Origin of the sequence: Agromyces atrinae (assembly GCF_013407835.1) — a bacterium.
Taxonomy (GTDB): domain Bacteria; phylum Actinomycetota; class Actinomycetes; order Actinomycetales; family Microbacteriaceae; genus Agromyces; species Agromyces atrinae.
In genome coordinates, this window is the sequence record NZ_JACCBI010000001.1 from 211,597 (window position 1) to 236,274 (window position 24,678).

General features: G+C 68.4%; 25 protein-coding genes and 1 tRNA gene. 17 read left to right on the forward strand and 9 right to left on the reverse strand.

Features of this window, described 5'->3' with window-relative positions; translation table 11 throughout:
• Window positions 1-2 precede the first annotated feature (2 nt).
• Window positions 3-947 carry a glycosyltransferase gene (locus BJ972_RS00970; protein ID WP_129176543.1) on the reverse strand — a complete coding sequence of 315 codons (945 nt, stop codon included), beginning with the start codon at window positions 945-947 and terminating at the stop codon, window positions 3-5.
• 111 nt (window positions 948-1,058) lie between these two features.
• On the opposite strand from BJ972_RS00970, the gene BJ972_RS00975 reads away from it, so the two are divergent.
• The 8 genes from BJ972_RS00975 to serA all read left to right on the forward strand — a co-directional run bounded on the left by BJ972_RS00975 (window position 1,059) and on the right by serA (window position 11,103).
• Window positions 1,059-3,284: a bifunctional alpha,alpha-trehalose-phosphate synthase (UDP-forming)/trehalose-phosphatase gene (locus BJ972_RS00975; protein WP_129176544.1), complete on the forward strand. Its 2,226-nt coding sequence runs from the start codon at window positions 1,059-1,061 to the stop codon at window positions 3,282-3,284.
• Between the two features lie 41 nt (window positions 3,285-3,325).
• On the forward strand, window positions 3,326-5,020 hold the full coding sequence (gene ilvD / locus BJ972_RS00980) for a dihydroxy-acid dehydratase (protein ID WP_129176545.1): 1,695 nt from the start codon (window positions 3,326-3,328) through the stop codon (window positions 5,018-5,020).
• Window positions 5,021-5,079: 59 nt separating this feature from the next.
• Window positions 5,080-6,876, forward strand: coding sequence for an acetolactate synthase large subunit (locus tag BJ972_RS00985; RefSeq protein ID WP_129176546.1), 1,797 nt, complete (start codon window positions 5,080-5,082; stop codon window positions 6,874-6,876).
• A gap of 3 nt (window positions 6,877-6,879) precedes the next feature.
• A complete protein-coding gene (gene ilvN, locus BJ972_RS00990; RefSeq protein WP_129176548.1) occupies window positions 6,880-7,389 on the forward strand; it encodes an acetolactate synthase small subunit in 510 nt (169 codons plus the stop codon).
• 65 nt (window positions 7,390-7,454) lie between these two features.
• Entirely contained in the window at window positions 7,455-8,480 is a 1,026-nt protein-coding gene (ilvC, locus tag BJ972_RS00995) for a ketol-acid reductoisomerase (protein WP_129176550.1), read from the forward strand.
• Window positions 8,481-8,553: 73 nt separating this feature from the next.
• A complete protein-coding gene (locus tag BJ972_RS01000) occupies window positions 8,554-9,027 on the forward strand; it encodes a DNA polymerase III subunit gamma/tau (RefSeq protein ID WP_129176552.1) in 474 nt (157 codons plus the stop codon).
• Window positions 9,024-9,389 carry a bacitracin resistance protein gene (locus BJ972_RS01005; RefSeq protein ID WP_129176554.1) on the forward strand — a complete coding sequence of 122 codons (366 nt, stop codon included), beginning with the start codon at window positions 9,024-9,026 and terminating at the stop codon, window positions 9,387-9,389. The genes BJ972_RS01000 and BJ972_RS01005 overlap by 4 nt, the downstream gene beginning before the upstream one ends.
• A 124-nt stretch (window positions 9,390-9,513) precedes the next feature.
• Entirely contained in the window at window positions 9,514-11,103 is a 1,590-nt protein-coding gene (serA, locus tag BJ972_RS01010; RefSeq protein ID WP_129176556.1) for a phosphoglycerate dehydrogenase, read from the forward strand.
• 79 nt (window positions 11,104-11,182) lie between these two features.
• On the opposite strand, the gene BJ972_RS01015 is transcribed toward serA, so the two are convergent.
• Window positions 11,183-11,740, reverse strand: a complete 558-nt coding sequence (locus BJ972_RS01015) for a TetR/AcrR family transcriptional regulator (RefSeq protein WP_129176558.1) — start codon at window positions 11,738-11,740, stop codon at window positions 11,183-11,185.
• 87 nt (window positions 11,741-11,827) lie between these two features.
• Between BJ972_RS01015 and BJ972_RS01020 the strand changes: the two genes are divergently transcribed.
• Window positions 11,828-13,366, forward strand: a complete 1,539-nt coding sequence (locus BJ972_RS01020; RefSeq protein ID WP_129176560.1) for an MFS transporter — start codon at window positions 11,828-11,830, stop codon at window positions 13,364-13,366.
• Window positions 13,367-13,393: 27 nt separating this feature from the next.
• On the opposite strand, the gene BJ972_RS01025 is transcribed toward BJ972_RS01020, so the two are convergent.
• Window positions 13,394-13,648: a DUF6458 family protein gene (locus BJ972_RS01025; RefSeq protein WP_129176562.1), complete on the reverse strand. Its 255-nt coding sequence runs from the start codon at window positions 13,646-13,648 to the stop codon at window positions 13,394-13,396.
• 131 nt (window positions 13,649-13,779) lie between these two features.
• On the opposite strand from BJ972_RS01025, the gene BJ972_RS01030 reads away from it, so the two are divergent.
• From BJ972_RS01030 to BJ972_RS01055, 6 genes are all read left to right on the forward strand, one after another.
• Window positions 13,780-14,838, forward strand: a complete 1,059-nt coding sequence (locus BJ972_RS01030; RefSeq protein ID WP_129176564.1) for a 3-isopropylmalate dehydrogenase — start codon at window positions 13,780-13,782, stop codon at window positions 14,836-14,838.
• A gap of 38 nt (window positions 14,839-14,876) precedes the next feature.
• Window positions 14,877-15,983 (forward strand): branched-chain amino acid aminotransferase, encoded by a 1,107-nt coding sequence (locus BJ972_RS01035; RefSeq protein WP_129176566.1) that lies wholly within the window; start codon window positions 14,877-14,879, stop codon window positions 15,981-15,983.
• 20 nt (window positions 15,984-16,003) lie between these two features.
• A complete protein-coding gene (locus BJ972_RS01040) occupies window positions 16,004-16,774 on the forward strand; it encodes a fumarylacetoacetate hydrolase family protein (protein WP_129176568.1) in 771 nt (256 codons plus the stop codon).
• 51 nt (window positions 16,775-16,825) lie between these two features.
• Window positions 16,826-18,337 carry a glutamate--tRNA ligase gene (gene gltX, locus BJ972_RS01045; protein WP_129176570.1) on the forward strand — a complete coding sequence of 504 codons (1,512 nt, stop codon included), beginning with the start codon at window positions 16,826-16,828 and terminating at the stop codon, window positions 18,335-18,337.
• Window positions 18,334-19,260 (forward strand): NAD(P)/FAD-dependent oxidoreductase, encoded by a 927-nt coding sequence (locus BJ972_RS01050; protein WP_129176572.1) that lies wholly within the window; start codon window positions 18,334-18,336, stop codon window positions 19,258-19,260. Before gltX ends, BJ972_RS01050 begins: the two co-directional genes overlap by 4 nt.
• Window positions 19,261-19,365: 105 nt before the next feature.
• Window positions 19,366-19,440 (forward strand) — tRNA-Gln (locus BJ972_RS01055).
• Between the two features lie 132 nt (window positions 19,441-19,572).
• Here BJ972_RS01055 and BJ972_RS01060 read toward each other — a convergent pair.
• Entirely contained in the window at window positions 19,573-19,992 is a 420-nt protein-coding gene (locus BJ972_RS01060) for a hypothetical protein (RefSeq protein ID WP_129176574.1), read from the reverse strand.
• A gap of 73 nt (window positions 19,993-20,065) precedes the next feature.
• On the opposite strand from BJ972_RS01060, the gene BJ972_RS01065 reads away from it, so the two are divergent.
• Window positions 20,066-20,638 (forward strand): alpha/beta fold hydrolase, encoded by a 573-nt coding sequence (locus BJ972_RS01065; protein ID WP_129176576.1) that lies wholly within the window; start codon window positions 20,066-20,068, stop codon window positions 20,636-20,638.
• 4 nt (window positions 20,639-20,642) lie between these two features.
• Here the strand turns inward: BJ972_RS01065 and BJ972_RS01070 are convergent, their stop codons facing one another.
• Genes BJ972_RS01070 through BJ972_RS01090 form a run of 5 tightly spaced genes read right to left on the reverse strand, consistent with a single transcriptional unit; the run spans window position 20,643 to window position 23,829 of the window.
• Window positions 20,643-21,599 carry an Rv0361 family membrane protein gene (locus tag BJ972_RS01070; protein WP_129176578.1) on the reverse strand — a complete coding sequence of 319 codons (957 nt, stop codon included), beginning with the start codon at window positions 21,597-21,599 and terminating at the stop codon, window positions 20,643-20,645.
• A 19-nt stretch (window positions 21,600-21,618) separates the two neighbouring features.
• Window positions 21,619-22,380, reverse strand: a complete 762-nt coding sequence (locus BJ972_RS01075; RefSeq protein WP_129176580.1) for a hypothetical protein — start codon at window positions 22,378-22,380, stop codon at window positions 21,619-21,621.
• 57 nt (window positions 22,381-22,437) lie between these two features.
• Window positions 22,438-22,755 (reverse strand): hypothetical protein, encoded by a 318-nt coding sequence (locus tag BJ972_RS01080; protein WP_129176582.1) that lies wholly within the window; start codon window positions 22,753-22,755, stop codon window positions 22,438-22,440.
• A gap of 39 nt (window positions 22,756-22,794) precedes the next feature.
• On the reverse strand, window positions 22,795-23,499 hold the full coding sequence (locus BJ972_RS01085) for a hypothetical protein (protein ID WP_129176584.1): 705 nt from the start codon (window positions 23,497-23,499) through the stop codon (window positions 22,795-22,797).
• Window positions 23,500-23,532: 33 nt separating this feature from the next.
• The gene (locus BJ972_RS01090) at window positions 23,533-23,829 is read right to left on the reverse strand and encodes a WXG100 family type VII secretion target (protein WP_164989975.1); all 297 of its coding nucleotides are present in this window, start codon (window positions 23,827-23,829) and stop codon (window positions 23,533-23,535) included.
• 148 nt (window positions 23,830-23,977) lie between these two features.
• On the opposite strand from BJ972_RS01090, the gene BJ972_RS01095 reads away from it, so the two are divergent.
• A complete protein-coding gene (locus BJ972_RS01095) occupies window positions 23,978-24,643 on the forward strand; it encodes a GAP family protein (protein ID WP_129176589.1) in 666 nt (221 codons plus the stop codon).
• The last annotated feature ends 35 nt before the right edge of the window (window positions 24,644-24,678 follow it).

Below are 24,678 nucleotides of genomic sequence, written 5' to 3' on the forward strand. Positions count from 1 at the left end.
TGCTACGCGCGGTTCGACGCCCGCCGGCGGTTCGCGATGCGAGCGAGCGTCGCGGGCTTCACCTTGCCGAAGTGCTTCTGCAGGCCGTCGCGGAGGCCCAGCTGGGCAGCGCGCACCTGCTGACCGCGCCCGGGGGCGAGGATGATCGCCGCGACGATCATCGAGCCGAGCTTCGACCATCGCTTCGCGTGCCAGGCGACGTTGCCGCGACCGTGCGCCTGCACGAGATAGATGCTGTTGCGCACCATGTAGTACGTGCGGAACGGCGAGTGGTAGATCACGTGCCGCGGCCGACCACCGAGCACGAGCGCCCGGCCGAAGAACGTGATCGGCACGAGGTCGCCGAGCGCGTGCCCCATCGCCGTGCCTTCGATGATGACGACCTCGTAGCCCGCGCTCCGGGCGCGCAGCGTGAAGTCGCTGTCGACGGCGTCGATGAAGAGCGCTTCGGCGAACCCGCCGACCGTCTCGATCACGTCGACGGGGATGACGGCGCCCGACTGGATCGGATCGAACGCGATCTCCTCGCCGTTCGCGCCGCGGCCGCGGAGGATGGGCGCGCCTCCCACGATCGCCGGTACGGCGAACGCGACTCGTGCGCCGCTCGCGCGAGCGGCCTCGATGGTGCCGAGGGCTGCATCGACGTAGTCGGGGTCGAGCGCCGAGTCCTGATCGAGCGTGAGGATCGACGCGGCTCCACCGGCGATGGCACGGCGGATGCCGACGTTGAGCGCCCGGGCGATGCCGCCGTTGTGGTCGAGCTCGACGAGGTCGATTCCGTCGCTCGACGCGAGCGGTGACTCCGAGAGCGAGTGCGTGCCGTCGTCGACGAGGACGATGCGCTCGACCTGTGCCGCGATCTCGACGAGGCGGTCGGCGAGGTCGTCGGGGGCGTTGAAGACGGGGATGACCGCGACGACCGGGCGGAGAGGCGGGGCGGAAGACATGGCTCCGAGCCTAGATGAGTGCACGGGAGCACCCAGCGGACCCGACCCGCTGCTGTTAAGCTGAAGGCGAGTCGGCCCGCTTCGATCGGCCCGGCGGAAGGATCGCCCTCCATGACCGAGTCACCCGTGACGGCGCCCTCTGCGCCCATCGACGCCGTCTACTCCATGATCGTCGTCTCGAACCGTCTGCCCGTCGACTACGTCGAGGGCCCCGACGGCGAGACACTGTGGCGCACCTCGCCCGGTGGTCTCGTGACGGCGCTCGAGCCCGTCATGAAGCAGTCCGACGGCGCATGGATCGGCTGGGCGGGCGTCGCCGACCGAGAGTTCGACCCCTTCGAGAATGACGGCATCTCGATCGTCCCCGTGCCGCTGTCGGCCGCCGAACTCGAGGACTACTACGAGGGCTTCTCGAACGACACCCTCTGGCCGCTCTACCACGACGTCATCGCGCCCCCCACCTACCACCGCGAGTGGTGGGATGCCTATGTGCGCGTCAACCGCCGCTTCGCCGAGGCTGCGGCACGAGCGGCCGACGTCGGCGCCGTCGTCTGGGTGCAGGACTACCAGCTGCAGCTCGTCCCGCAGATGCTCCGCGAGGTGCGGCCCGACCTCGTCATCGGATTCTTCAACCACATTCCCTTCCCGGCATACGGCATCTACTCGCAGCTGCCCTGGCGACGCCAGGTGCTCGCGGGTCTGCTCGGCGCCGACGTCATCGGCTTCCAGCGCGCCGCCGATGCGGGCAACTTCTCCCGCGCCGTGCGCCGGCTCTTCGGGTACGCGACGCGAGGCACGATCATCGAGGTGCCCGACGCCGACGGCGAGGTACGGCGCGTCGTCGCGCGGCACTTCCCCATCTCGATCGACACCGAGAGCTTCGAGGAGCTCGCGGCCCGACCCGAGGTGCAAGCGCGGGCGAAGGAGATCCGCGAGGGTCTCGGCAATCCGAAGACGATCATGCTCGGCGTCGACCGGCTCGACTACACGAAGGGCATCCGCCACCGCATCAAGGCCTTCGGCGAACTCATCCGCGACGGTCGCCTGAGCGTGGAGGACGCCGTCCTCGTCCAGGTCGCTAGCCCGTCGCGAGAACGCGTCGAGACGTACCGCCAGCTGCGCGACGAGATCGAGCTGCAGGTGGGACGCCTGAACGGCGACTACTCGACGCTCAGCCACCAGGCCGTGTCGTACCTGCACCACGGCTACCCCCGTGAAGAGATGGCCGCTCTCTACCTCGCCGCCGACGTCATGCTCGTCACCGCGCTCCGCGACGGCATGAACCTCGTGGCGAAGGAATTCGTCGCGTGCACGGGCGACAACGACGGCGTCCTCGTGCTCAGCGAGTTCGCCGGCGCCGCCGACGAGCTCAAGCAGGCGATCCTCGTCAACCCCCACGACATCGAGGGGCTGAAGGATGCCATCATCGAGGCCGCATCGATGCCGAAGCGCGAGCGTGCTCGGCGTATGCGAGCCCTCCGCCGACGTGTCCGTGAGTACGACGTCGCCCGCTGGTCGGCGTCGTTCCTCGACACCCTGACAGGAAGTGCAAGTGTCGTGCCCGGAGTTCCCGATTCCCTCGATTCCGCCCTCTCGCGACTCGCCGACACCGATCGGCTCCTCGTCGCGCTCGACTTCGACGGCACGATCGCACCGCACGTCGACCGGCCCGAAGAGGCTCGCGCGCTCGATGGGGCCCGCGCCGGCATCCTCTCGCTCCTCGCCCTGCCCGACACCCGCATCGCCTTCGTGTCGGGACGAGCGCTCGAGAGCCTCGCCGAGGTCTCCGAGGCTCCCGATGGCGTGCTGCTGACCGGCTCGCACGGCATCGAGCTCCGACTCGGGGCGAGCGAGGTCGAACTCGACCTGCTCTCGCACGAACTCGACAACCTCGGGGAACTCTCGCGCATGCTCGGCGCGCTCACCGACGGCGTCGACGGCGCCTGGCTCGAGCGGAAGCCCGCGGGCCTCGCTCTGCACACCCGGCTCATGCCGCCGGCCGCCGGTGCCGCGCTCCAGACGAAGGTGCGCACCGATGTCGAGGCCGCGCTGCCCGATCTGACCGTCCGCGGCGGCAAGAACGTCGTCGAGTTCGCCGTGCGCGCGGGCAACAAGGGCGACGCGCTCTTGCGCCTCAAGCAGCACACCGGTGCGACCGCGGTCTTCTACGCGGGCGACGACGAGACCGACGAAGACGCCTTCGCCGTGCTCGGCGACGGCGACGTCGGAGTCAAGATCGGCCGGGGCAAGACGCTCGCCGGTCACCGTGTCCGCGGCCCCGAAGAGATCGTCGAGGTGCTCGAGCGTCTCTCGGCCAAGCGCTCCGGCCGCCCCTGAGCGCGGCGGGGGAGACCCTCCGATCGCAATAGACTCGTGGCATGTCGGAGATTGATATCAAGCCACGCAGTCGGGTCGTCACGGATGGCATCGAAGCCACGACGAGCCGAGGCATGCTGCGTGCTGTCGGAATGGGCGACGAAGACTGGGAGAAGCCCCAGATCGGCATCGCCAGCTCGTGGAACGAGATCACGCCCTGCAACCTGAGCCTCGATCGGCTCGCGCAGGGAGCGAAGGAAGGCGTGCACTCGGGCGGCGGCTACCCGCTCCAGTTCGGCACCGTCTCCGTCTCGGACGGAATCTCGATGGGCCACGAGGGAATGCACTTCTCGCTCGTCTCGCGCGAGGTCATCGCCGACTCGGTCGAGGTCGTCATGAGCGCCGAGCGCCTCGACGGTTCCGTGCTGCTCGCGGGCTGTGACAAGTCGCTGCCCGGCATGCTCATGGCCGCCGCGCGCCTCGACCTCGCGAGCGTCTTCCTCTACGCCGGTTCGATCGCACCCGGTTGGGTCAAGCTCTCCGACGGAACCGAGAAGGACGTCACGATCATCGACGCCTTCGAGGCCGTCGGTGCGTGCAAGGCCGGAACGATGTCGGAGGAAGACCTCAAGCGCATCGAGTGCGCCATCGCTCCGGGCGAGGGCGCCTGCGGCGGCATGTACACCGCCAACACGATGGCATCGGTCGCCGAGGCCCTCGGCATGAGCCTCCCCGGATCGGCGTCGCCGCCCTCGGCCGACCGTCGCCGCGACTACTTCGCGCACCGCTCGGGCGAGGCCGTCGTCAACCTCCTCCGTCTCGGCATCACGGCGCGCGACATCCTGACGAAGAAGGCGTTCGAGAACGCCATCACCGTCGCGATGGCGCTCGGTGGCTCGACGAACGTCGTGCTGCACCTGCTCGCGATCGCTCGCGAGGCCGACGTCGATCTCACGCTCGACGACTTCAACCGCATCGGCGACAAGGTCCCGCACATCGGCGACCTCAAGCCCTTCGGACAGTTCGTCATGAACGACGTCGACCGCCACGGCGGCATCCCCGTCATCATGAAGGCCCTCCTCGACGCGGGCCTCCTGCACGGCGATGCGCTCACCGTCACGGGCAAGACCGTCGCCGAGAACCTCGAGGCGCTGAACCCTGACCCCATCGACGGCACCGTCATCCGCACGCTCGACAACCCCATCCACAAGACCGGTGGCCTGACGATCCTGCACGGCTCGCTCGCCCCCGAGGGCGCCGTCGTCAAGACCGCCGGATTCGACGTCGCCGTCTTCGAGGGTCCCGCCCGGGTCTTCGAGCGCGAACGCGCAGCGATGGACGCGCTCACCGAGGGCAAGATCACTCACGGCGACGTCGTGATCATCCGCTACGAGGGCCCGAAGGGCGGCCCGGGAATGCGCGAGATGCTCGCCATCACGGCCGCCATCAAGGGCGCCGGGCTCGGCAAGGATGTACTACTATTGACGGACGGTCGATTCTCAGGCGGCACAACCGGACTGTGCATCGGCCACATAGCTCCTGAAGCCGTCGACGCTGGTCCGATTGCTTTCGTGCGCGATGGTGATCTCATACGGGTCGATATCGCAGCTCGCTCGATCGACCTACTTGTCGATGAAGCTGAGCTGGCCGCCCGCCGTGAAGGCTGGGCCCCGCTTCCCCCGCGCTATACCCGTGGCGTCCTCGCGAAGTACTCGAAGCTCGTTCGCTCTGCCGCAGAAGGCGCAACGACGGGCTGAGTCCGCGCTCCATCATCCGTACTCCAGCCGTGAGCTGACACAACCGTGAAGAGGAATCAATGACCACGGATTCGATCCCCGTGCCGTCGCCCGCCTCCCCGAGAACACCCGAGAAGATGACCGGCGCCCAAGCCGTCGTCCGTTCTCTCGAGATGCTCGGTGTGACCGATGTCTTCGGTCTCCCCGGCGGTGCGATCCTGCCCGTCTACGACCCCCTGATGGACACCAAGAAGATCCGGCACATCCTCGTGCGCCACGAGCAGGGCGCCGGCCACGCCGCCGAGGGCTACGCGTCCTCGAGCGGCAAGCTCGGCGTCTGCATCGCGACGTCGGGCCCCGGTGCGACGAACCTCGTCACGGCCATCGCCGACGCGCACATGGACTCGGTGCCGCTGCTCGCGATCACCGGCCAGGTGTTCTCGACGCTCATGGGAACCGATGCGTTCCAGGAGGCCGACATCGTCGGCATCACGATGCCGGTGACGAAGCACTCCTTCCTCGTGAAGGACGCTTCCGAGATCCCCGCGACGATCGCGGCCGCCGCGCACATCGCGACGACCGGTCGCCCCGGCCCCGTCCTCGTCGACATCACGAAGGACGCGCAGCAGGACATGATGGACTTCCGCTGGCCGCCGAAGCTCGACCTTCCCGGCTACCGTCCGATCACCAAGGCCCACGGCAAGCAGGTCGTCGCGGCCGCGCAGCTCTTCGTCGAGGCGAAGAAGCCCGTGCTGTACGTCGGCGGCGGAGTCATCCGTGCCGGCGCCTCGGCCGAACTCCTCGCGTTCGCCGAGGCGACGGGTGCTCCCGTCGTCACGACGCTCATGGCACGCGGTGCCTTCCCCGACTCGCACGAGCAGCAGCTCGGCATGCCCGGAATGCACGGAACCGTGCCCGCCGTGCTCGCCCTGCAGGAGGCCGACCTCCTCGTCTCGCTCGGCGCCCGGTTCGACGATCGCGTGACCGGCAAGGCCGCGCTCTTCGCGCCGAACGCCAAGGTCGTGCACGTCGACGTCGACCCCGCCGAGATCTCGAAGATCCGCACGGCCGACGTGCCCATCGTGGGCGACGCGAAGGATGTGCTCGTCGACCTCACGGCGGCGTACCTCGAGGCGAAGCGCGAGACGACCCCCGACATCACCGACTGGTGGACCTACCTGAACGGTCTGCGCGCCGAGTTCCCGCTCGGGTTCGCGCCGACGACCGACGGGCTGCTCGCCCCCCAGCACGTGATCAGCCGCATCGGCGAGCTCACGGGCCCCGAGGGCGTCTACGCCTCGGGCGTCGGTCAGCACCAGATGTGGGCGGCGCAGTTCATCAAGTACGAGCGTCCGAACGCGTGGCTGAACTCCGGCGGCGCCGGAACGATGGGCTACTCGGTTCCCGCGGCGATGGGCGCGAAGGTCGCCCAGCCCGACCGCGTCGTGTGGGCGATCGACGGCGACGGATGCTTCCAGATGACCAATCAGGAGCTCGCGACCTGCACGATCAACAAGATCCCGATCAAGGTCGCGGTCATCAACAACTCGTCGCTCGGCATGGTGCGCCAGTGGCAGACCCTCTTCTACGACGGCCGCTACTCGAACACCGACCTCAACACGGGTCACGACTCGATCCGCGTGCCCGACTTCGTGAAGCTCGCCGAGGCCTACGGGGCTCTCGGCATCCGCGTCACGAAGGAGGAGGAGGTCGACGCCGCCATCAAGCTCGCGCTCGAGACGAACGATCGCCCCGTCGTGATCGACTTCGTCGTGAGCGCCGACGCGATGGTCTGGCCGATGGTGCCGCAGGGCGTCTCGAACAGCTTCGTGCAGTACGCCCGTGACCACAGCCCCGCATTCGACGAGGAGGACTAGACCATGACCAGCCACGTTCTGAGTCTTCTCGTCGAAGACAAGCCGGGTCTCCTGACCCGTGTCGCGGGTCTCTTCGCCCGTCGCGGCTTCAACATCGAGAGCCTGGCCGTCGGCCACTCCGAGATCCCCGGCCTCTCGCGCATCACCGTCGTCGTCGACGTCGACGAGCTGCCTCTCGAGCAGGTGACGAAGCAGCTCAACAAGCTCGTCAACGTCATCAAGATCGTCGAGCTCGACCCCGCGCAGTCGGTGCAGCGCGAGCACCTGCTCATCAAGGTGAAGGTCGACAACACGACCCGCTCCCAGGTACTCGAGGCGGTGAACCTCTTCCGTGCCCGTGTCGTCGACGTGTCGACCGACGCCCTCGTGATCGAGGTCACCGGCGACTCCGGCAAGACGACGGCACTCCTCAAGGTGCTCGAGCCCTACGGCATCAAGGAGATCGCCCAGTCGGGCCTCCTCGCGATCGGTCGCGGCGGCAAGTCGATCACCGAGCGCGTTTTCAAGAACTGACCTACGATTCACCGCGGGTGGAGCGACGCTCCGTCGCCTGCACAACCAAGGAGAGAAAGACAGCAATGGCTGAGATCTACTACGACAAGGACGCCGACCTCTCGCTCATCCAGGGCAAGAAGGTCGCCGTCATCGGCTACGGCTCGCAGGGCCACGCCCACGCGCAGAATCTGCGCGACTCGGGTGTCGAGGTGCGTGTCGGCCTGAAGGACGGCTCCAAGTCGATCCAGAAGGCTTCGGAGGCCGGCTTCACGGTGTCGAACGTCGCGGACGCCGCAGCGTGGGCCGACGTCATCGTCATCCTCGCTCCCGACCAGCACCAGCGCCACATCTTCGCCGAGTCGATCAAGGACCAGCTCGCCGAGGGCAAGACGCTCGTCTTCGGCCACGGCTTCAACATCCGCTTCGGCTACATCGAGGCTCCCGAGGGCGTCGACGTCATCCTCGTCGCTCCCAAGGCCCCGGGCCACACCGTCCGTCGCGAGTTCGTCGCCGGTCGCGGAATCCCCGACATCATCGCCGTCGAGCAGGACGCGTCGGGAACCGCATGGGACCTCGCCAAGTCGTACGCGAAGGCCATCGGCGGCACGCGTGCCGGCGTCATCAAGACGACCTTCACCGAAGAGACCGAGACCGACCTGTTCGGCGAGCAAGCCGTGCTCTGCGGCGGTGTCTCACAGCTCGTCCAGTACGGCTTCGAGACCCTGACCGAGGCCGGTTACCAGCCGCAGATCGCGTACTTCGAGGTCCTCCACGAGCTCAAGCTCATCGTCGACCTCATGTGGGAGGGCGGCATCGCCAAGCAGCGCTGGTCGGTCTCCGACACCGCTGAGTACGGCGACTACGTCTCGGGCCCGCGCGTCATCGACCCGCACGTCAAGGAGAACATGCAGGCCGTGCTCGCCGACATCCAGTCGGGTGCCTTCGCCGAGCGCTTCATCTCCGACCAGGACAACGGCGCCCCCGAGTTCCTCGAGCTCCGCGCCAAGGGTGAGAACCACCCCATCGAGAAGACGGGCAAGGAACTCCGCGCCCTCTTCGCGTGGAAGCAGGAAGACGACGACTACACCGACGGTTCCGTCGCGCGCTAGTCATCAGCACGTCGAAGCGGGTCGGGGTTCTCCCCGGCCCGTTTCGTCGTCCCGGCGTCGGTAGGGTGAGAGCATGACGCGCGATCGCGATGACGATGCCCTGAGCTGGGAGGGCGACGACGACCCGACGCTCGCTCCCGGGTGGAAGACCGTCGGCACGTCCGTTCCGGCGCCGCCGACGGCTGCCGAGGCGGCCGGTACGGGTACCGAGACGGATGACGCGCGCGAGCCGCACTCCGACGAGGCCGTCGACGCCTCGCAGCCGAGCTCGGCGACGCTCATCCTCTTCGGCGTCTTCGGCGGCGTGTACCTGCTGTACACGATCGGCTGGATCTTCTCGGCTCTCCGGGTGCCGAACCCGGGCGTCGACGCCGTCGCGCAGTTCATGTTCACGCTCGGCCTCTGGTTCGCGGTGCTCGCGCCGGCCGCGTGGTTCGCGACGACGCTCCTCGCGACCGAGTCGGGTGCGCGCCGTCGCATCGTGTGGCTCGTCATCGGGGCCGTCGTGCTCGTGCCCGTGCCCTTCGTCGCCGGGATCACCTCGTGACCGGCGAGGTCGCGACGCCGGGCGCCGAGCCCCGCTCGCGCGGCGTGCGTTTCGGGTTCGACGTGGCCCTCGCCGTCTTCTTTGGTCTCTTCTACGCCTACGACGCGTGGGAGGCGGTCGGTAACCTCGTCGGTCTGACGCAGTACGCCGCGGCCCTCGATTCGACGCTCTCGTCGACGGGCTGGGTCGTGCTGATCGCGGCGATCCTCCTTCCGATCGGCTTGTTCGCGCTCGCCTTCGTCATCGGACGACGTCGGCCGCTCGCCGTGCGCATCGCGCTCTACGTGACGGGCCTCGCCGTCTCGGCGGTGCTGTACCTCGACGTCGTCATGCTCTTCGGACCGGGCGCGCTCATCGCCTGATGTCACACGTCGGGGGAGCGTCTCCGACTCCAGTAGAGTGTCTGCGGTATCGGTGTACACGACGGCGTGCACGCCCTCTGTCCGCGTGCCTCGTCGCACGTCGAAGTTGAAGAAGGACCCGTTCGTGACTAAGCCGGTCGTGCTGATCGCCGAAGAACTCTCTCCCGCCACCGTCGATGCGCTCGGCCCCGACTTCGAGATCCGCTCGGTCGACGGCACCGATCGCCCCGCGCTCCTCGCCGCTCTCGCCGACGCCAACGCGATCCTCGTGCGCTCGGCGACGAAGGTCGACGCCGAGGCGATCGCCGCGGCCCCGAAGCTCCAGGTCGTCGCGCGTGCGGGCGTCGGGCTCGACAACGTCGACATCAAAGCGGCGACGACCGCCGGTGTCATGGTCGTGAACGCACCGACGTCGAACATCATCTCGGCCGCCGAGCTCACGGTCGGTCACATCCTGAGCCTCGCGCGTCACATCCCCGCCGCTCACGCGGCCCTCGCTCAGGGTCAGTGGAAGCGCTCCGCCTACACGGGCACCGAGCTCTACGAGAAGACGATCGGCATCATCGGCCTCGGCCGCATCGGCGCGCTCATCGCCGCCCGACTGCAGGCCTTCGGCACCGAGGTCATCGCGTACGACCCCTACATCACCGCGGCGCGCGCCCAGCAGCTCGGCGTGCAGACGGTCTCGCTCGACGAACTGCTCGAGCGCAGCGACTTCATCACGATCCACATGCCGAAGACGCCCGAGACGACGGGCATGATCGGCCGCGAGCAGTTCGACCTGATGAAGCCGAGTGCGTACATCGTCAACGTCGCACGTGGCGGTCTCATCGACGAAGAGGCGCTGCACGACGCCCTCGTCTCGGGCCGTATCGCGGGCGCCGGTCTCGACGTCTTCGTGAGCGAGCCCCCGAAGGAGTCGCCGCTCCTCGGCCTCCCCAACATCATCGTCACGCCGCACCTCGGTGCGTCGACCGACGAGGCGCAGGAGAAGGCCGGTGTCTCCGTCGCGAAGTCGGTGCGCCTCGCCCTCGCCGGTGAGCTCGTTCCCGACGCGGTGAATGTCGCGGGCGGCGTCATCGACCCGTACGTCCGTCCCGGCATCCCCCTCGTCGAGAAGCTCGGTCAGCTGTTCGCCGGCCTCGCGCACGGCCCGCTCACGAGCCTCGACGTCGAGGTGCGCGGCGAGCTCGTCGACTACGATGTGAGCGTGCTGAAGCTCGCCGCACTCAAGGGCGTCTTCTCGAACGTCGTGAGCGAGACCGTGTCGTACGTCAACGCGCCGCTCCTCGCCGAGCAGCGCGGTGTCGCCGTGCGTCTCATCACCGACTCCGACTCGCCCGAGTACCGCAACGTCATCACGCTCCGCGGTGCTCTCGCCGACGGCGAGCAGATCTCGGTGTCGGGCACGCTGACGGGCACCAAGCAGATCGAGAAGATCGTCGCGATCAACGGCTACGACGTCGAGGTGCCGTTCGCGAAGAGCCACATCATCATGCAGTACACCGACCGCCCGGGCATCGTCGCGGTCTACGGTCGCGAGTTCGGCGAGGCCGGCATCAACATCGCCGGCATGCAGATCGCGCGTCGTGAGGCCGGCGGCCCCGCTCTCAGCGTGCTCACCGTCGACTCGGTGGTCCCCGCCGAGGTGCTCGAGCGCGTGAGCGCCGCGATCGAGGCGCACACCCTCGTCGAGGTCGACATCACCGAGTAGTCGGTCACCGAGCAGTCAGCGGGCGGTCGCCGAGAGGCGGCCGCCCGCTGCGCTGTTCCCGGGGCGCAGGGATGACGCGTCAGGCGTTCCCGGTCGCCGCGATGCCGCGCGCGATGCGCACGAGGGAATCGACCTCGGCGGGGGAGAGGGTCACTCCGCCGTGTTCGCCCTGGACGTGCAGTGAGGTGTTGAAGTACATCCCGTCGCCGAGGAGGGCGATGGCGAGCACGGCCCCGGGGTCGGCGACCGAGCGGGCGATCGCCTCGCGCCAGCGATCACGGCACCGCTGCAGCGCCTCCTGGGCTGCGACGTCGCCGCCCTGGGCGAGTCGGGCCGTTGCGACGAACGCGCGATCGAGGGGGCTCTGCAGCGCGACCGAGGTGCGGATGTAGTACTCGACCGCGTCGTCGCCCGCGGCTTCGATCGCCGCGACGTCGTCGTCGACGAGCTGGTCGAGCCGTTCGATCGCACCGTGCACGAGGGCGTCCTTCGAGGCGAAGTGGTAGAGCAGTCCGCCCTTCGAGACATCGGCGAGGCGCGCGACGGCGTCGAGTGTCGCGGTGCGTTCGCCCTCGTCGATGAGGATGCTCTCGTAGGCATCGAGGATCGCCTCACGGGCGCGGGGTGGCCGGGCCATGGTGCCTCCGATTGTCGGGATTCTGTTACTATACCGGCTGGACGGTTTTAAGTGTACCGGCTAGACGGTATTGAAAGGCGAAGTGAGATGAGCACGATGACGACAGAGGCACCGACGACGGGTCGTGCGCCCGCGCGCGCCTGGGCGGCGCTCGCGGTGCTCATGCTGCCGGTGCTGCTCGTGTCCGTCGACAACACGGTGCTGAGCTTCGCGATCCCTGAGATCTCTCGCGCGCTGTCGCCGACGGCCGCCCAGCAGCTCTGGATCATCGACGCCTACCCGCTCGTCCTCGCGGGCCTCCTCGTCTCGATGGGCAGCCTCGGCGACCGCATCGGCCGCCGTCGCATGCTCCTCATCGGCTCGGCCGGTTTCGCGCTCGTCTCGGTCGCCGCCGCCTTCGCGCCCACGGCCGAACTCCTCATCGCCGCACGAGCGGGTCTCGGCTTCTTCGGTGCGATGCTCATGCCGTCGACCCTCTCCCTCCTCCGCTCGATCTTCATGGATCGCGAGCAGCGTCGCCTCGCCATCGCGATCTGGGCCTCGGGGTTCGCCGCGGGCTCGGCGCTCGGCCCGATCGTCGGCGGCATCCTGCTCCTGCACTTCCCGTGGGGCTCCGTATTCCTCCTCGCCGTGCCCGTGCTCATCCCGATCTTCATCCTCGTGCCGCTCCTCGTGCGGGAGAGCCGCGACCCCGCGCCGGGACCGGTCGACCCCGTGAGCATCCTCCTGTCGCTCGCGGCGATGGCGCCCGTCGTCTTCGCGATCAAGGAGTTCGCGACGGAGGGCCTCACGCCGCTCGCGATCGGCACGTTCGTCATCGGTGTCGTCTCCGGCTGGCTCTTCGTGCGCCGGCAGCTTCGGCGGCCCGTGCCGATGCTCGATGTCCGTCTCTTCACGAAGGGCTCGTTCGGCGGCGCCGTCGCGGTCAACCTCTTCAGCGTCATCGCGCTCGTCGGCTTCCTCTACTTCGTCTCGCAGCACCTGCAGCTCATCGTCGGGCTCGACCCCGTCGAGGCGGGCCTCGCCCTCGTGCCGGGCCTCGTCGTCATGATCATCGCCGGGCTCGGTGTCGTTCCGATCGCGCGCCGCGTGCGCCCGCGCATCCTCGTGCCGACGGCGCTGTCGATCTCGGCCGCGGGCTACGTCGTGCTGGGCCTCGGCTCGAGCGACGGCGGCCTCGTCGCGCCGATCATCGCCTTCGTGCTCCTCGGCCTCGGAATCGGCGCGGCCGAGACCGTGTCGAACGAGCTCATCCTCTCGAGCGCGCCCGCGAACAAGGCTGGTGCGGCGTCAGCGGTCTCCGAGACGGCCTACGAACTCGGCGCCGTGCTCGGCACGGCGATCCTCGGCAGCATCATCACCGCGCACTACCGCGCGAACATCGTGCTCTCCGACGCGCTCACGGCGACCCAGGCGCACGACGCGCGCGAAACGCTCGCGGGTGCCGTCAACGTCGCCGAGACGCTCCCGCCGACGGATGCCGCCGCTCTGCTCGCCTCGGCGTCGCACGCGTTCGACGGGGGTGTCGTCGTGACGTCGATGATCGCCGTCGGACTCATGCTCGCGGCAGCCCTCGTGGCGGCGATCACGCTCCGTAACCCGACCGCGCCGGTCGAGCACGACTGAGGGCGATCCGACGCGACGGGAAATGGATCAGAGCGGGTCGGGTCCGCGCGTCTCGTTGCGCGTGACGCGGTCGCCGGTCGCGGGGTCGACGTGGGTCGCCGACACCGTCGACGAGGTACGGCGACGCGCGAGGAGCACAATGCCGAGCAGGAAGACGAGGAAGCCGGCACCCATCAGGATGTAGCCGACCATGTCGAGATCGATCCACTCGAGCTGGACCTCGACGGCCCACACGAGGATGGCGCCGACGACGAACAAGAAGATTCCGAGTCCGATGCTCATGGGGTAGCCCTTTCTGTCGGAATGCCTCAGCGTAGGGCCGTGGGTCTCCCGCCTGCAACGGGTCGACTCGCGCGACGGGATGCGGTAGTGCACGGCAGTACGCTGGAAGGCGAAACCTTCGAAGGAGAGCCATGCCCCGCACCGTCAGACTCGCCGTGATTCCCGGAGACGGAATCGGACCCGAGGTCGTCGCCGAAGCGCTCAAGGTGCTGCGCGCGGCCGTCGGTGACGAGACCCGGTTCGAGGAGACGCACTTCTCCCTCGGCGCCGGACGGTTCCTCGAGACGGGCGACGTGCTCACCGACGACGATCTCGCTGCTGTCGCGTCGCACGACGCCATCCTTCTGGGCGCGGTCGGCGGGGTTCCCGGCGATCCTCGCCTCGCGAACGCGAACATCGAACGCGGGCTCCTCTTGAAGCTCCGCTTCTCGCTCGACCACTACGTGAACCTCCGGCCGACCGTGCTCCACCCCGGCGTCGAGAGCCCGCTCGCCGCTCCCGGCGACGTCGACTTCGTCGTCGTCCGCGAGGGAACCGAGGGCCCGTACGTCGGCAACGGCGGTGCGATCCGCGTCGGCACGCCCGCCGAGGTCGCCAACGAGGTCTCGGTCAACACGGCCTTCGGCGTCGAGCGTGTCGTGCGCTACGCGTTCGCCGCGGCGTCCGGCCGTCGCAAGAAGCTCACCCTCGTGCACAAGACCAATGTGCTCGTCTTCGCCGGCGGTCTGTGGAAGCGCACGGTCGACGCCGTCGCCGTCGAGTTCCCTGATGTCGCCGTCGACTACCTCCACGTCGATGCGGCCACGATCTTCCTCGTCACGGATCCTGCTAGATTCGATGTCATCGTCACGGACAACCTCTTCGGCGACATCCTCACCGATCTGGCCGGCGCAATCAGCGGCGGCATCGGTCTCGCGGCATCGGGCAACATCAACCCCGACGGCCGGTTCCCGAGCATGTTCGAGCCTGTCCACGGATCAGCGCCCGACATCGCCGGGAAGGGCATCGCCGACCCGACTGCTGCGATCCTCTCGGTAGCACTTCTCCTCGACCACCTCGGCCTGGCGGATGACGCCGAACGAGTTCGTGGAGCAGCCTCCGACGACATCGCCGGACGGGACGGATCGACTCGGTCGACCTCCGAGATCGGCGACGCCATCGCCGCGCGGCTGGCCCCCGCGGCGCCGTAAGCGCACACTGGTATCAGCTTTCGAAGAAAAGAGCACCCATGACGATCGACCTCCCGCTCGCTCGACCCGATCTCACGTGGGCCGTGACGACGAACGACAACGCGAAGAGCGCTGAAGAACGCGACGCGATCCTCGCCGACCCCGGCTTCGGCAATCACTTCACCGATCACATGGTCGACGTCTGCTGGTCGGCACGGGGCGGATGGCACCGTCCGCGCGTCTCGCCCTACGGCCCCATCCCGCTCGACCCCGCCGCGGCCGTGCTCCACTACGCGCAAGAGGTCTTCGAGGGCATGAAGGCCTACCGTCACGGCGACGGCTCCATCTGGACGTTCCGTCCCTACGAGAACGCCGCGCGCATGCAGCGCTCGGCTCGCCGCATGGCGCTGCCCGAGCTTCCGAGCGACTACTTCATCGACTCGCTCAAGCAGCTCATCGCCGTCGACGGCGCGTGGGTGCCGAGCGCCGACGGCACGAGCCTCTACCTCCGGCCGTTCATGTTCGCGAAGGAGGCGTTCCTCGGCGTGCGCCCCGCCCAGAAGGTCGGGTACTACGTCATCGCGAGCCCCGCCGGCGCGTACTTCACCGGGGGAGTGCAGCCTGTCAACATCTGGCTCTCGACCGACTACGCCCGCGCGGGCAAGGGCGGCACGGGCGCGGCGAAGACCGGCGGCAACTACGCGTCGAGCCTCCTGCCGCAGGCCGAGGCCTACGAGAAGGGATGCCAGCAGGTGCTGTTCCTCGACGAGGGCGAGTACCTCGAAGAGCTCGGCGGCATGAACATCGTGCTCGTGCGTCGTGATGGAACGCTCGTCACGCCCGAGTCCGACACGATCCTCGAGGGCATCACGCGCGACTCGATCCTGCAGCTCGCGAGCGATCGCGGCCACACCGTCGAGCGTCGGCGCGTGACGATCACCGAGTGGCGCGACGGTGTCGCGTCGAGCGAGATCGTCGGCGCCTTCGCGTGCGGTACGGCGGCCGTCGTCGTGCCCATCGGCCGGTTGCTCGCCGAGGACTTCGAGATCGTGCACTCCGGACCGGCCGCCGACGAGCTCGCTCTGTCCCTGCGTGCCGAGCTCACGGGCATCCAGTACGGTCGCGTCGAAGACCGTCACGGCTGGATGCAGCGGCTCGACGCCTGAGCCCTCGTTAGGCTGTCGGTATGAAGATCGCGCGGTTCAGTCACGGCGAGTCGATCGCCTTCGGTGTCATCGATGAAGAGGAGCACGACCTCGTCGTGCTGAAGTCCGACCCGATGTTCGCCGGGTACGACCCGACGGGGGAGCGCGTGCCGCTCGCCGAGGCGAAGCTGCTCGCTCCCGTCATCCCGCGGTCGAAGGTCATCGGCGTCGGTCGCAACTATCGCGACCACGCCGCCGAGTTCGGCAACGAGGCACCGGCCGAGCCGCTGCTCTTCCTGAAGCCCAACACGTCGGTCGTCGGTCCGAACGATGCGATCGTCCTTCCTGCCCTGTCGTCACACGTCGACTTCGAGGGCGAGCTCGCCGTCATCATCGGCAGCATCGCGAAGAACGTGCGGGTCGAGGATGCCGCGAGCGTCGTCTTCGGCTACACGATCGCCAACGACGTGACGGCCCGCGACCTGCAGAAGTCCGACGCGCAGTGGACGCGCGCGAAGGGCTTCGACAGCTTCTGCCCGCTCGGGCCGGTGATCGAGACCGACCTCGACCTCGCGGGTGAGAGCGTCGAGACCCGTGTGAACGGTGAGCTCAAGCAGAGCGGGCCGCTCACCGACATGGTGCACTCCGTCGCCGAGATCATCGCGTACGCCTCGGCCGTCTTCACGCTGCTGCCCGGCGACGTCATCCTCACGGGTACGCCCGCGGGGGTCGGCCCGCTCGCGAGCGGCGACTCGGTCGCGATCACGATTCCGGGCATCGGCACGCTCACTAATCCGGTGCGCTCGGCCTGACCCGCAGGAGCGGTGGGAAACCTCCGGGCCGAATCTCTAGGATGAGAATCAATGTCTGATTCGGCTCACCCCACGACCCAGGCGACCGGGAGCGACGTTCGCGTCCGGTTCTGCCCTTCGCCCACCGGTACCCCGCACGTCGGTCTCGTGCGCACCGCTCTCTTCAACTGGGCGTATGCCCGGCACACGGGGGGCACGTTCGTCTTCCGTATCGAAGACACCGACGCGGCCCGCGACAGCGAAGAGAGCTACGCCCAGATCATCGACGCCCTCACCTGGCTCGGTCTCGACTGGGACGAGGGCATCGACGTCGGCGGCCCGAACGAGCCGTACCGGCAGTCGCAGCGCGGCGACATCTACCAGGACGTCGTCGACCGCCTCCTCGCCGCGGGCCACCTCTACGAGAGCTACTCGACCGCCGACGAGATCGACGCGCGGAACGAAGCCGCCGGCCGCCCGAAGCAGCTCGGCTACGACAACGGCGATCGCGACCTCACCGACGAGCAGCGCGCCGCCTTCCGTGCGGAGGGCCGTTCGCCGGCTCTCCGCCTGCGCGTACCCGACGTCGACCTCGGTTTCGACGACCTCGTGCGCGGCGAGATCACGTTCGCCGCGGGCTCGACGATCGACTTCGTCGTCGTGCGGCCGAACGGCGCCCCGCTCTACACGCTCGTGAACCCCGTCGACGACGCGCTCATGGGCATCACGCACGTGCTGCGCGGCGAAGACCTGCTGTCGTCGACGCCGCGTCAGATCGCGCTGTACCACGCTCTCATCGACATCGGCGTGACGACGTTCGTGCCGCGGTTCGGCCACCTGCCGTACGTCATGGGCGAGGGCAACAAGAAGCTCTCGAAGCGCGACCCCGAGGCGAACCTCTTCCACCACCGCGACCGGGGCTTCATCCCCGAGGGCCTCCTCAACTACCTCGCGCTCCTCGGCTGGGGCTTCTCGGCCGACCGTGACGTCTTCAGCCGCGACGAGCTCGTCGCCGCGTTCGACGTCGTGAACGTCAACCCCAACCCCGCGCGCTTCGACCTGAAGAAGGCCGAGGCGATCAACGGCGACCACCTGCGTCAGCTCGACGTCGTCGACTTCGCCGCCCGCACCGTGCCGTACCTCGCGGACGTCGTGGAGGTGCCGCTGAGCCCCGCGCACGAGGCGATCCTCGCCGAGGCGGCACCGCTCGTGCAGGAGCGCATCGGACTGCTCGGTGAGGCGCCCGGCATGCTCGGCTTCCTCTTCACCGACGCCGCCGGCCTCGAGTACGACGATGCGGCCGTCGCGGGCCTTCCCGCCGACACCGACGCCGTACTGTCCGCTGCGCGTGAGGCGCTCGAGCGCGTTCCCGCCGAGTCGTGGGCGCACACCGAGATCGAGGAGGCGCTCCGCGGAGCGCTCATCGACGGGCTCGGGCTCAAGCCGCGCGTCGCCTTCGGCCCGGTGCGCACGGCGATCTCCGGCCGCCGCGTCTCTCCGCCGCTCTTTGAGTCGATGCAGATCCTCGGCAAGATCGACTCCCTCGCGCGTCTCGACCGTCTGATCGGGCGTCGTGCGGAGTGAGTGACGTCGATGTCGCGGTGATCGGCGCGGGGCCCGCGGGCCTCTCCGCCGCTCTGAACCTCGTTCGTGCGCGGCGCCGCACGCTCCTGATCGACTCGAACCGGCCGCGCAACGCGGCGACGCTCGCCTCGCACGGGTTCCTCACCCGCGACGGAGTGCCTCCGCTCGAGCTCAGGAGGCTCGGCCGCGAGGAGTTCGAGCAGTACTCCGAGGCGACTTTCCACGCGGCATCCGTCGACGCGATCGTGCCCGACGGCGAGGCATTCGCCCTCACCGGTCGAGGCGTGCGCGGGGCTCCGGCGCTCGCGGTCCGCGCCCGCGTCGTGGTCGTCGCGAGCGGACTGAGCGAGACGCTCCCCGCGATCCCCGGCCTGCGTGCGTGGTACGGCACGCAGCTGCACAGTTGCGTCGAGTGCGACGGGTACGAGAAGGCGGATGCCGGGCTCGTCCTCATCGGAGAGACCGACGATCTCGCCGAGCGCGCGCTCACGGTCTCGCAGTGGAGCCGCGACCTCATCGTCTTCACGAACGGCGTCGGTACGGTGACGGATGACGAGGAGGCGATGCTCCTCGCCCTCGGCGTCACGGTCGAGCGTCGACCGATCGCCGAGATCGAGGGGGAGTCGGGCTCGATGACGGCGGTTCGCCTCGAGGACGGCACGGTCATCCCTCGAGCGGGTGGATTCGTGCGCCCGCTCTGGCGGCCGTCTCTGACCGCGCTCGACGCCCTCGACGTACAACGAGACGCGGAGGGGCTGATCGTCGTCGACACGGGCGGCAGGACGTCGCTGGGCGGCCTCTACGCCGCGGGTGACGCGACGCCTCCCGGACCGCAGCAGCTCATCGTCGCCGCCGGCGAGGGCGCTCTCGTCGCCGCAGCCGTCAACGTCGATCTCCTCCGGAGCGACGCGGGGCGAGGCTGAACGGGCGCGAGTCCGACGGGGCCTCGACGCGAGGGTTGCTCGGTTTGGAATGGGGCGTCGACGTAGGCTAGAGTTGCTTCTCGGCCGGGGTTCTGCTCAGGCCATTGGGGTATGGTGTAATTGGCAACACAGCGGTTTCTGGTACCGCCATTCTTGGTTCGAGTCCAGGTACCCCAGCCAGACTGATTCGGCTTCACCTCGGTGAAGAGCGAATCGCCATGAGGTTCTACAGCCCCTCCGGAAGACTCTTCCGAAGGGGCTGTTCTCGTCTCTGCGGTCAGCGTCCCGGTCGTATGCCGCGCGGCTACTCCGTCATCCGGCGCCGACGAGCTCCTCAAGCGCAGCCAGCCGCACTTCGGGCGTTCCGGTGAGTTCGGCGATCGTGAGACGGTCGCCGACGACATCCGGGTCGTCGATCAGGTCGAGCAGAACATCGTTCATCGTCTCGCGCAGGTCGAGATGCTCGTCCGATCCGACGTCGATGTGGTCGCGCGAGTTGAGCGGCAGCACGACGAGGAGATCGATCGTGCTGAGGGCGTCGAGGGTGCGCTGCTCGGCTCGTTCGAGGACAGCGGGATCGAGGGAGGCGAGCCCGAGCTCCTCGAGCGCGCGCAGATAGGCCAGGAAGTCGGGCGGGTCGGGCAGGACGGCGTACTCGGGGTGCTTCAGGGCGAAGTCCGAGATCAGAGTGCTCTTTCCGCTGGCGTGGGTTCCCGAGACGACGATGCGCATGGCCCGAGAGTATCGGGGGGTCGCTTCCGATCGCGACCTCGACGGATGACGGTCGGCGGCGTACGCTCCGGGCATGGAGACGACAGCGGTCGGCGACATCGTGTTCTTCCACGGAGCAGGCGACGGTGCGTACGACATCGATTCCGAGATGGCGGCCGACCTTCGATCACGCCTCGGCGACGGGTACTCGGTCGTGATGCCTCAGCTTCCCGAGGGGGACGACGCCGACGACCGGGCGTGGCTCGCGACCATCGAGCGGGCGATCGCCGACGCGGTGCCGCCCGTCGTGCTCGTCGGCCACTCGGCCGGCGGCTACATGCTGCTCAAGCACCTCACGACCTCACCGGTGACTCCACCCGTCGCCGCGATCTGCGTCATCGCCGCGCCGTTCCCCGCGGGCGACCCCGACTGGACCTTCGACGGGTTCGACCTGCCCGAGGGAATCGGCGATCGACTGCCGCCGGGCGCAGCCGTCTTCCTCTATGCGAGCGAGGATGACGAGATCGTGCCCTTCGCGCATCGCGACCTCTACGGCCGAGCGATCGCCTCGGCCGTCACTCGCACGACGGCGGGTGGTCACCAGCTCGGCAACGACCTCTCAGCGGTCGCCGACGACATCCGCGCGATCGCGGAGCGCGGTCGCTGACACGTCAGGACTGATCGACGTCGACGACGAGGTCGCCGTTCGTGTCGGTCGAGAGAGTGCCCGTCGTCGTGAACTCGACGACGCTCGGGGTGCCGCCCGTCGTGATCGAGATCGAACCCGGGCGGGTCTCGAAACGCCACGTCTCGCCGTCGTCGGTCCAGACGCGATCGATCCACGAGTACTGACCCGTGACGAGGTCGGCCGCATCGCCCGTGGGAGCATCGGCACCGATCACGCCGGCGGGGCACGTGGGGCCGGTGAAGGCGGAATCGATGCACGCCGCCATCGCCGCGCCGAGGAGTGGATCGGCACGAGACGCGACGTCGTTGAGCGACACCTCGGGCACGGCCTCGAGCGCGAGCGGGTCGACGGTGCCCACCACCTCGCCGGAGGGCACCGCGTAGAGGAACTCGTCGAAGCGTTCGAGCACCCCTGTCGGGTCGGTGATGCCGATGCGGTAGTTGCCGGGCCAGGCGACCATGTCGACGGCTCCGTCGACGACCGCGACCGAGCACAGGCCGTCGTTGACGTCCGCCTCGGCGACGACGGGAGCATCGAAGGCGAGAGCGATCCGGTAGGACTCTGGAAGCACGACGCGCCAGGACCCGTCGGCGCGCGTGAGCTCGAGGCTCTCGGAGATCTCGCCGCCCGAGTAGTACGAGACCTCGGCCGTGGCGGTGTCGCCCGATACCGTCACGTCAGCGACCTTCAGCGCGTTGACCCCGCCGCCTTCCTGATCGTTCTGGGCGAGGGGCTCGCAGGCGACGTCAGCGGGCGACGACGTCGAGAGTTTGAGCGCGGAGGCGTACTCGCCGTCCTGAACGGACTGCAGGAACTCGGTGACGGTCTGTGTCGGATCGTCGGAGGTGTCGGTCGACGACTGCGGGCTCGCGCACGCTGCGAGAAGGAGCACGGCGCCGCCGAGGGCGGCCGCGGCGATCATCCGCTTCGGGAAACTCATCGCGCGGCCACCGCTCCGATCACGCCAGACGTTCGATCGTCGGCCACTGGCCGGCGATGCTGCCGCTGACGTCGGCGAGGTCGTTCTCGAGCGTCTGCATCTGGCCGAGAGTCTCGAGCCACTTGTCGACGATGAGCTGGATGAGGTCCTGGACGAAATCGATGAGCTCGCTCACGACGTTCACGATCTCGGAGACGATGTCGAGCCACTTCGTCGGGTCGGCCGAGATGAAGTTCGCCACGCTCGTCGCGACGAGCTGGCCGTAGTCGACGAACTTGTTCGCGATCTTCACCCAGAAGTCGATGATCTGGAGGCCGTGGTCGCCGAGGTGAGAGGCGAACGAGCCGGCGTGGCCGACGACTCCATCGATCGCGTCACCCTGCACGGCGGGCATGTTGCGGTAGACCGCGCCGTCGGCGCTCACCCACGACTGCGTCGCGGGGAACGAGGAGGACGACGCCGCCCCGAGGTGCACCTTCTGGCCCGACAGGCCCGTCTTCACCGCGAGCCAGTTGTCCTGCGCATCGAGGAACCAGAACGGCCATCCGGGCGAGGCGTACTGCACCATCTCGGTGAGGAAGTCGCTCCAGATCTTCGTCAGGTTGTTGAGGGCATCGCGGATCTTCTCCTGCGAGTCCTTGCTGAAGGTGTTCGACCAGCAACCGAAGTCGAAGTTGTTGAACTTGTCGACGCACGAGTTGATGCCGTCCGTCATGTCGGTCTGCTTGGTCTGGATGTCCTGCATGTCCGAGTCGAAGTCGCCCTGCGTCGGAATAGCCATCGTCGTCCCGTTTCTCTGTCAGAAATACGTGTCGTCAGTGAGTGGAGTCGAACGGCCTCAGCCGTTGGCGACCTTCCACTCGGCGTACTCTTCGCTCGCCTCGTACTCGCGACGCGTGTCCTCGAGCTTGACGGCCAGGGACTCGAACGCTCCGTTGCCGTCGAGAAGGTAGGCGACGGTGCGTGACGCGAGCCGGTTGTACTGGTCGGTGAAGCCGGCCGCGTACGAGAGGCCGTCGGTCACCATGAAGGGCACTTCCTCGACGCCCACGGCGTCGCTGTACGCCTGGTGCACGACGGTGTTGATGTCGCGCCACCGAGCGGCGTCCTTCGTGAAGTCGTCGAGGACGACAGAGAAATCGAGTTCATCGGCCACAGTTGTTCTCCCCCTGGATGTCGGTGTGGTTGGCGTGCATCATCGCTCGGCGTCTTCGGCGCGGATCGCTGCGAGCGCCGGGAACGAGGCGTCGAACTCGGCCTGCTCCTCGGCCGCACGGCGGCGGATCTCGTCGAGCGACGCGACGATCTCGCGCTGGACCTCGTCGGTCGAGCGGAACGTGAAGTCGCCCTTCTCGTACTCGAGAGCGAGAAGGTTGGCGCGCGAGCGCGTGACGCGGAAGAAGCCGCGCGGGCTCTCGAACCGTTCGTGGCCCGCGAGCTGGCGCAGTTGCACCTGCGACCGGTCGTACTCGGCACGCGCGGCCGCGAGCCGGTCGAACGCCGGCGCCAGGTCTTCGAGCGAGTGCGGCGTGCCGTAGCGGCGGCGGTACTCCTCGAGCGTGAGACGGGGTCGGGATGACGCGCGCGGCGCTTCCTCGACGCCCTGCTCGTCGAGGTCGTCGAGCCACTGATCGGCGAGCGGCACGCTCGCGGCTCCGACGGCCTCATTGATCGCGCGGGCGAGCGAACGCTCGTCGATGCGCTTCTGCCAGTCGCCGGCCAGATCGACCTGGACGACGTCGCCCTTCGACGAGATGGTCACGGTCAGCGCGCCCGAGGCGTCGCTTCCCCGGAACTCGGCGCCCTCGGGCCAGGCGGCCTTCAGATCGTCGAATGTGCGGCGCAGGCCCGATGCTCGCTCAGAGATCTCCTGCAGTCGCGCGAGGCTCGATGAATTCACAGTCCACTCCTCAGCAGATGACGTATGCGCCGGTCAGCGCCAGATTTTTTGGCTGATGGTCCGACTCGCCTCGCGGTAGCGATCGTCGACCTCGTGCACCCGACGTCCGTAGTCGGCGACGAGTCGGCGCATCTCCTCGAGAAGCGCCGTCCATTCGCGTTGCGCGTGCTCGTAGGCATCCGATGCATCGCCCGACCACGCACCGCGCAGCTTGTCGACCTTCGTGTCGAGCGTGCGCAGTAGTTCTTCGAGCTCATGGCCCGCACGGACCAGTTCGACGTGCGCTCGCTCGAGCGCTTCGCCGGAAGCCTTGATATCAGCCACGGTCATCCCCTCCGCCTCGCAACCCCCTGTGGGCGAGATACCAGCAGCATATACGGTGAAGCCCCTCATCCGGGGTACGTCGAGTGCCGGCACCCGTGACCTCCGCTACGCTCTGACCGAATCCCGCCGTACGCGGGCGTGGAGAGGACGGCGCATGCTCGCTGCGTTCGGACATGTGCTCCCGCTCGCTGTCGCGATGGCGTTCAGTTCGGTGCCGATCATGGCGGCGATCCTCATCCTGCTCTCGCCCGATCGTCGTCGCGCGGCGATCCCGTTCCTCGGTGGATTCGTCCTCGGCCTCGTGCTGGTCGTCTCGGTGTGCGCTCTCGTCGCCCAGAGCATCCCCGAACCTCCCGCGCGACAGCCCGATGTCGTCGTCGCGGTGGCGGAGATCGTCGTCGGCGCGGCCCTCGTGCTCGTCGGCGTGCTCGCGTGGCGGCGCTCCCGGCGATCGGGCCCGAGTGTCGAGCCGGCATGGATGCAGAAGATCGGTTCGCTCGGTCCGATCGCCGCCTTCGGCGTCGCTTTCGTGCTGGGCCTCCGGCCGAAGGCCCTCCTCCTCGCGATCGCCGTCGGACTCGCGGTGCGTGGCGCGGGACTCACGATCGAGGAATCCGCCATCGTCATCGTCGCCTACTCGGTCGTGGCCGCGTCGTCGGTCGCCGTCCCCATCATCGTGACGCTCGCCTCGCCGCGCCGCATGGAGCCGCGCCTCGTGCGCGCCCGCGCGTGGATCTCCGGCAACAGCGGCGTCGTGACGGCGCTCATCGCGCTCCTCATCGGCGTCGTCATCGTCGGCGCCGGTCTCGCCCGATTCTGAGAACCCTCGTCAGGCTGCGCTCATAGGATCGGCGG

Excerpts from the sequence above, each read along its gene's own strand:
- BJ972_RS01090 (WP_164989975.1), bottom strand. The coding sequence starts at position 23,829 with ATGACCGTGGCTGATATCAAGGCTTCCGGCGAAGCGCTCGAGCGAGCG.
- ilvC (WP_129176550.1), top strand. The coding sequence starts at position 7,455 with ATGGCTGAGATCTACTACGACAAGGACGCCGACCTCTCGCTCATCCAG.
- BJ972_RS00975 (WP_129176544.1), top strand. The coding sequence starts at position 1,059 with ATGACCGAGTCACCCGTGACGGCGCCCTCTGCGCCCATCGACGCCGTC.
- BJ972_RS01070 (WP_129176578.1), bottom strand. The coding sequence starts at position 21,599 with ATGAGTTTCCCGAAGCGGATGATCGCCGCGGCCGCCCTCGGCGGCGCC.
- ilvD (WP_129176545.1), top strand. The coding sequence starts at position 3,326 with ATGTCGGAGATTGATATCAAGCCACGCAGTCGGGTCGTCACGGATGGC.
- BJ972_RS00970 (WP_129176543.1), bottom strand. The coding sequence starts at position 947 with ATGTCTTCCGCCCCGCCTCTCCGCCCGGTCGTCGCGGTCATCCCCGTC.
- BJ972_RS01060 (WP_129176574.1), bottom strand. The coding sequence starts at position 19,992 with ATGCGCATCGTCGTCTCGGGAACCCACGCCAGCGGAAAGAGCACTCTG.
- BJ972_RS01040 (WP_129176568.1), top strand. The coding sequence starts at position 16,004 with ATGAAGATCGCGCGGTTCAGTCACGGCGAGTCGATCGCCTTCGGTGTC.
- BJ972_RS01020 (WP_129176560.1), top strand. The coding sequence starts at position 11,828 with ATGAGCACGATGACGACAGAGGCACCGACGACGGGTCGTGCGCCCGCG.
- BJ972_RS01075 (WP_129176580.1), bottom strand. The coding sequence starts at position 22,380 with ATGGCTATTCCGACGCAGGGCGACTTCGACTCGGACATGCAGGACATC.
- BJ972_RS01095 (WP_129176589.1), top strand. The coding sequence starts at position 23,978 with ATGCTCGCTGCGTTCGGACATGTGCTCCCGCTCGCTGTCGCGATGGCG.
- BJ972_RS01035 (WP_129176566.1), top strand. The coding sequence starts at position 14,877 with ATGACGATCGACCTCCCGCTCGCTCGACCCGATCTCACGTGGGCCGTG.
- BJ972_RS01030 (WP_129176564.1), top strand. The coding sequence starts at position 13,780 with ATGCCCCGCACCGTCAGACTCGCCGTGATTCCCGGAGACGGAATCGGA.
- BJ972_RS01065 (WP_129176576.1), top strand. The coding sequence starts at position 20,066 with ATGGAGACGACAGCGGTCGGCGACATCGTGTTCTTCCACGGAGCAGGC.
- gltX (WP_129176570.1), top strand. The coding sequence starts at position 16,826 with ATGTCTGATTCGGCTCACCCCACGACCCAGGCGACCGGGAGCGACGTT.
- BJ972_RS01000 (WP_129176552.1), top strand. The coding sequence starts at position 8,554 with ATGACGCGCGATCGCGATGACGATGCCCTGAGCTGGGAGGGCGACGAC.
- ilvN (WP_129176548.1), top strand. The coding sequence starts at position 6,880 with ATGACCAGCCACGTTCTGAGTCTTCTCGTCGAAGACAAGCCGGGTCTC.
- BJ972_RS01015 (WP_129176558.1), bottom strand. The coding sequence starts at position 11,740 with ATGGCCCGGCCACCCCGCGCCCGTGAGGCGATCCTCGATGCCTACGAG.
- BJ972_RS01025 (WP_129176562.1), bottom strand. The coding sequence starts at position 13,648 with ATGAGCATCGGACTCGGAATCTTCTTGTTCGTCGTCGGCGCCATCCTC.
- BJ972_RS00985 (WP_129176546.1), top strand. The coding sequence starts at position 5,080 with ATGACCACGGATTCGATCCCCGTGCCGTCGCCCGCCTCCCCGAGAACA.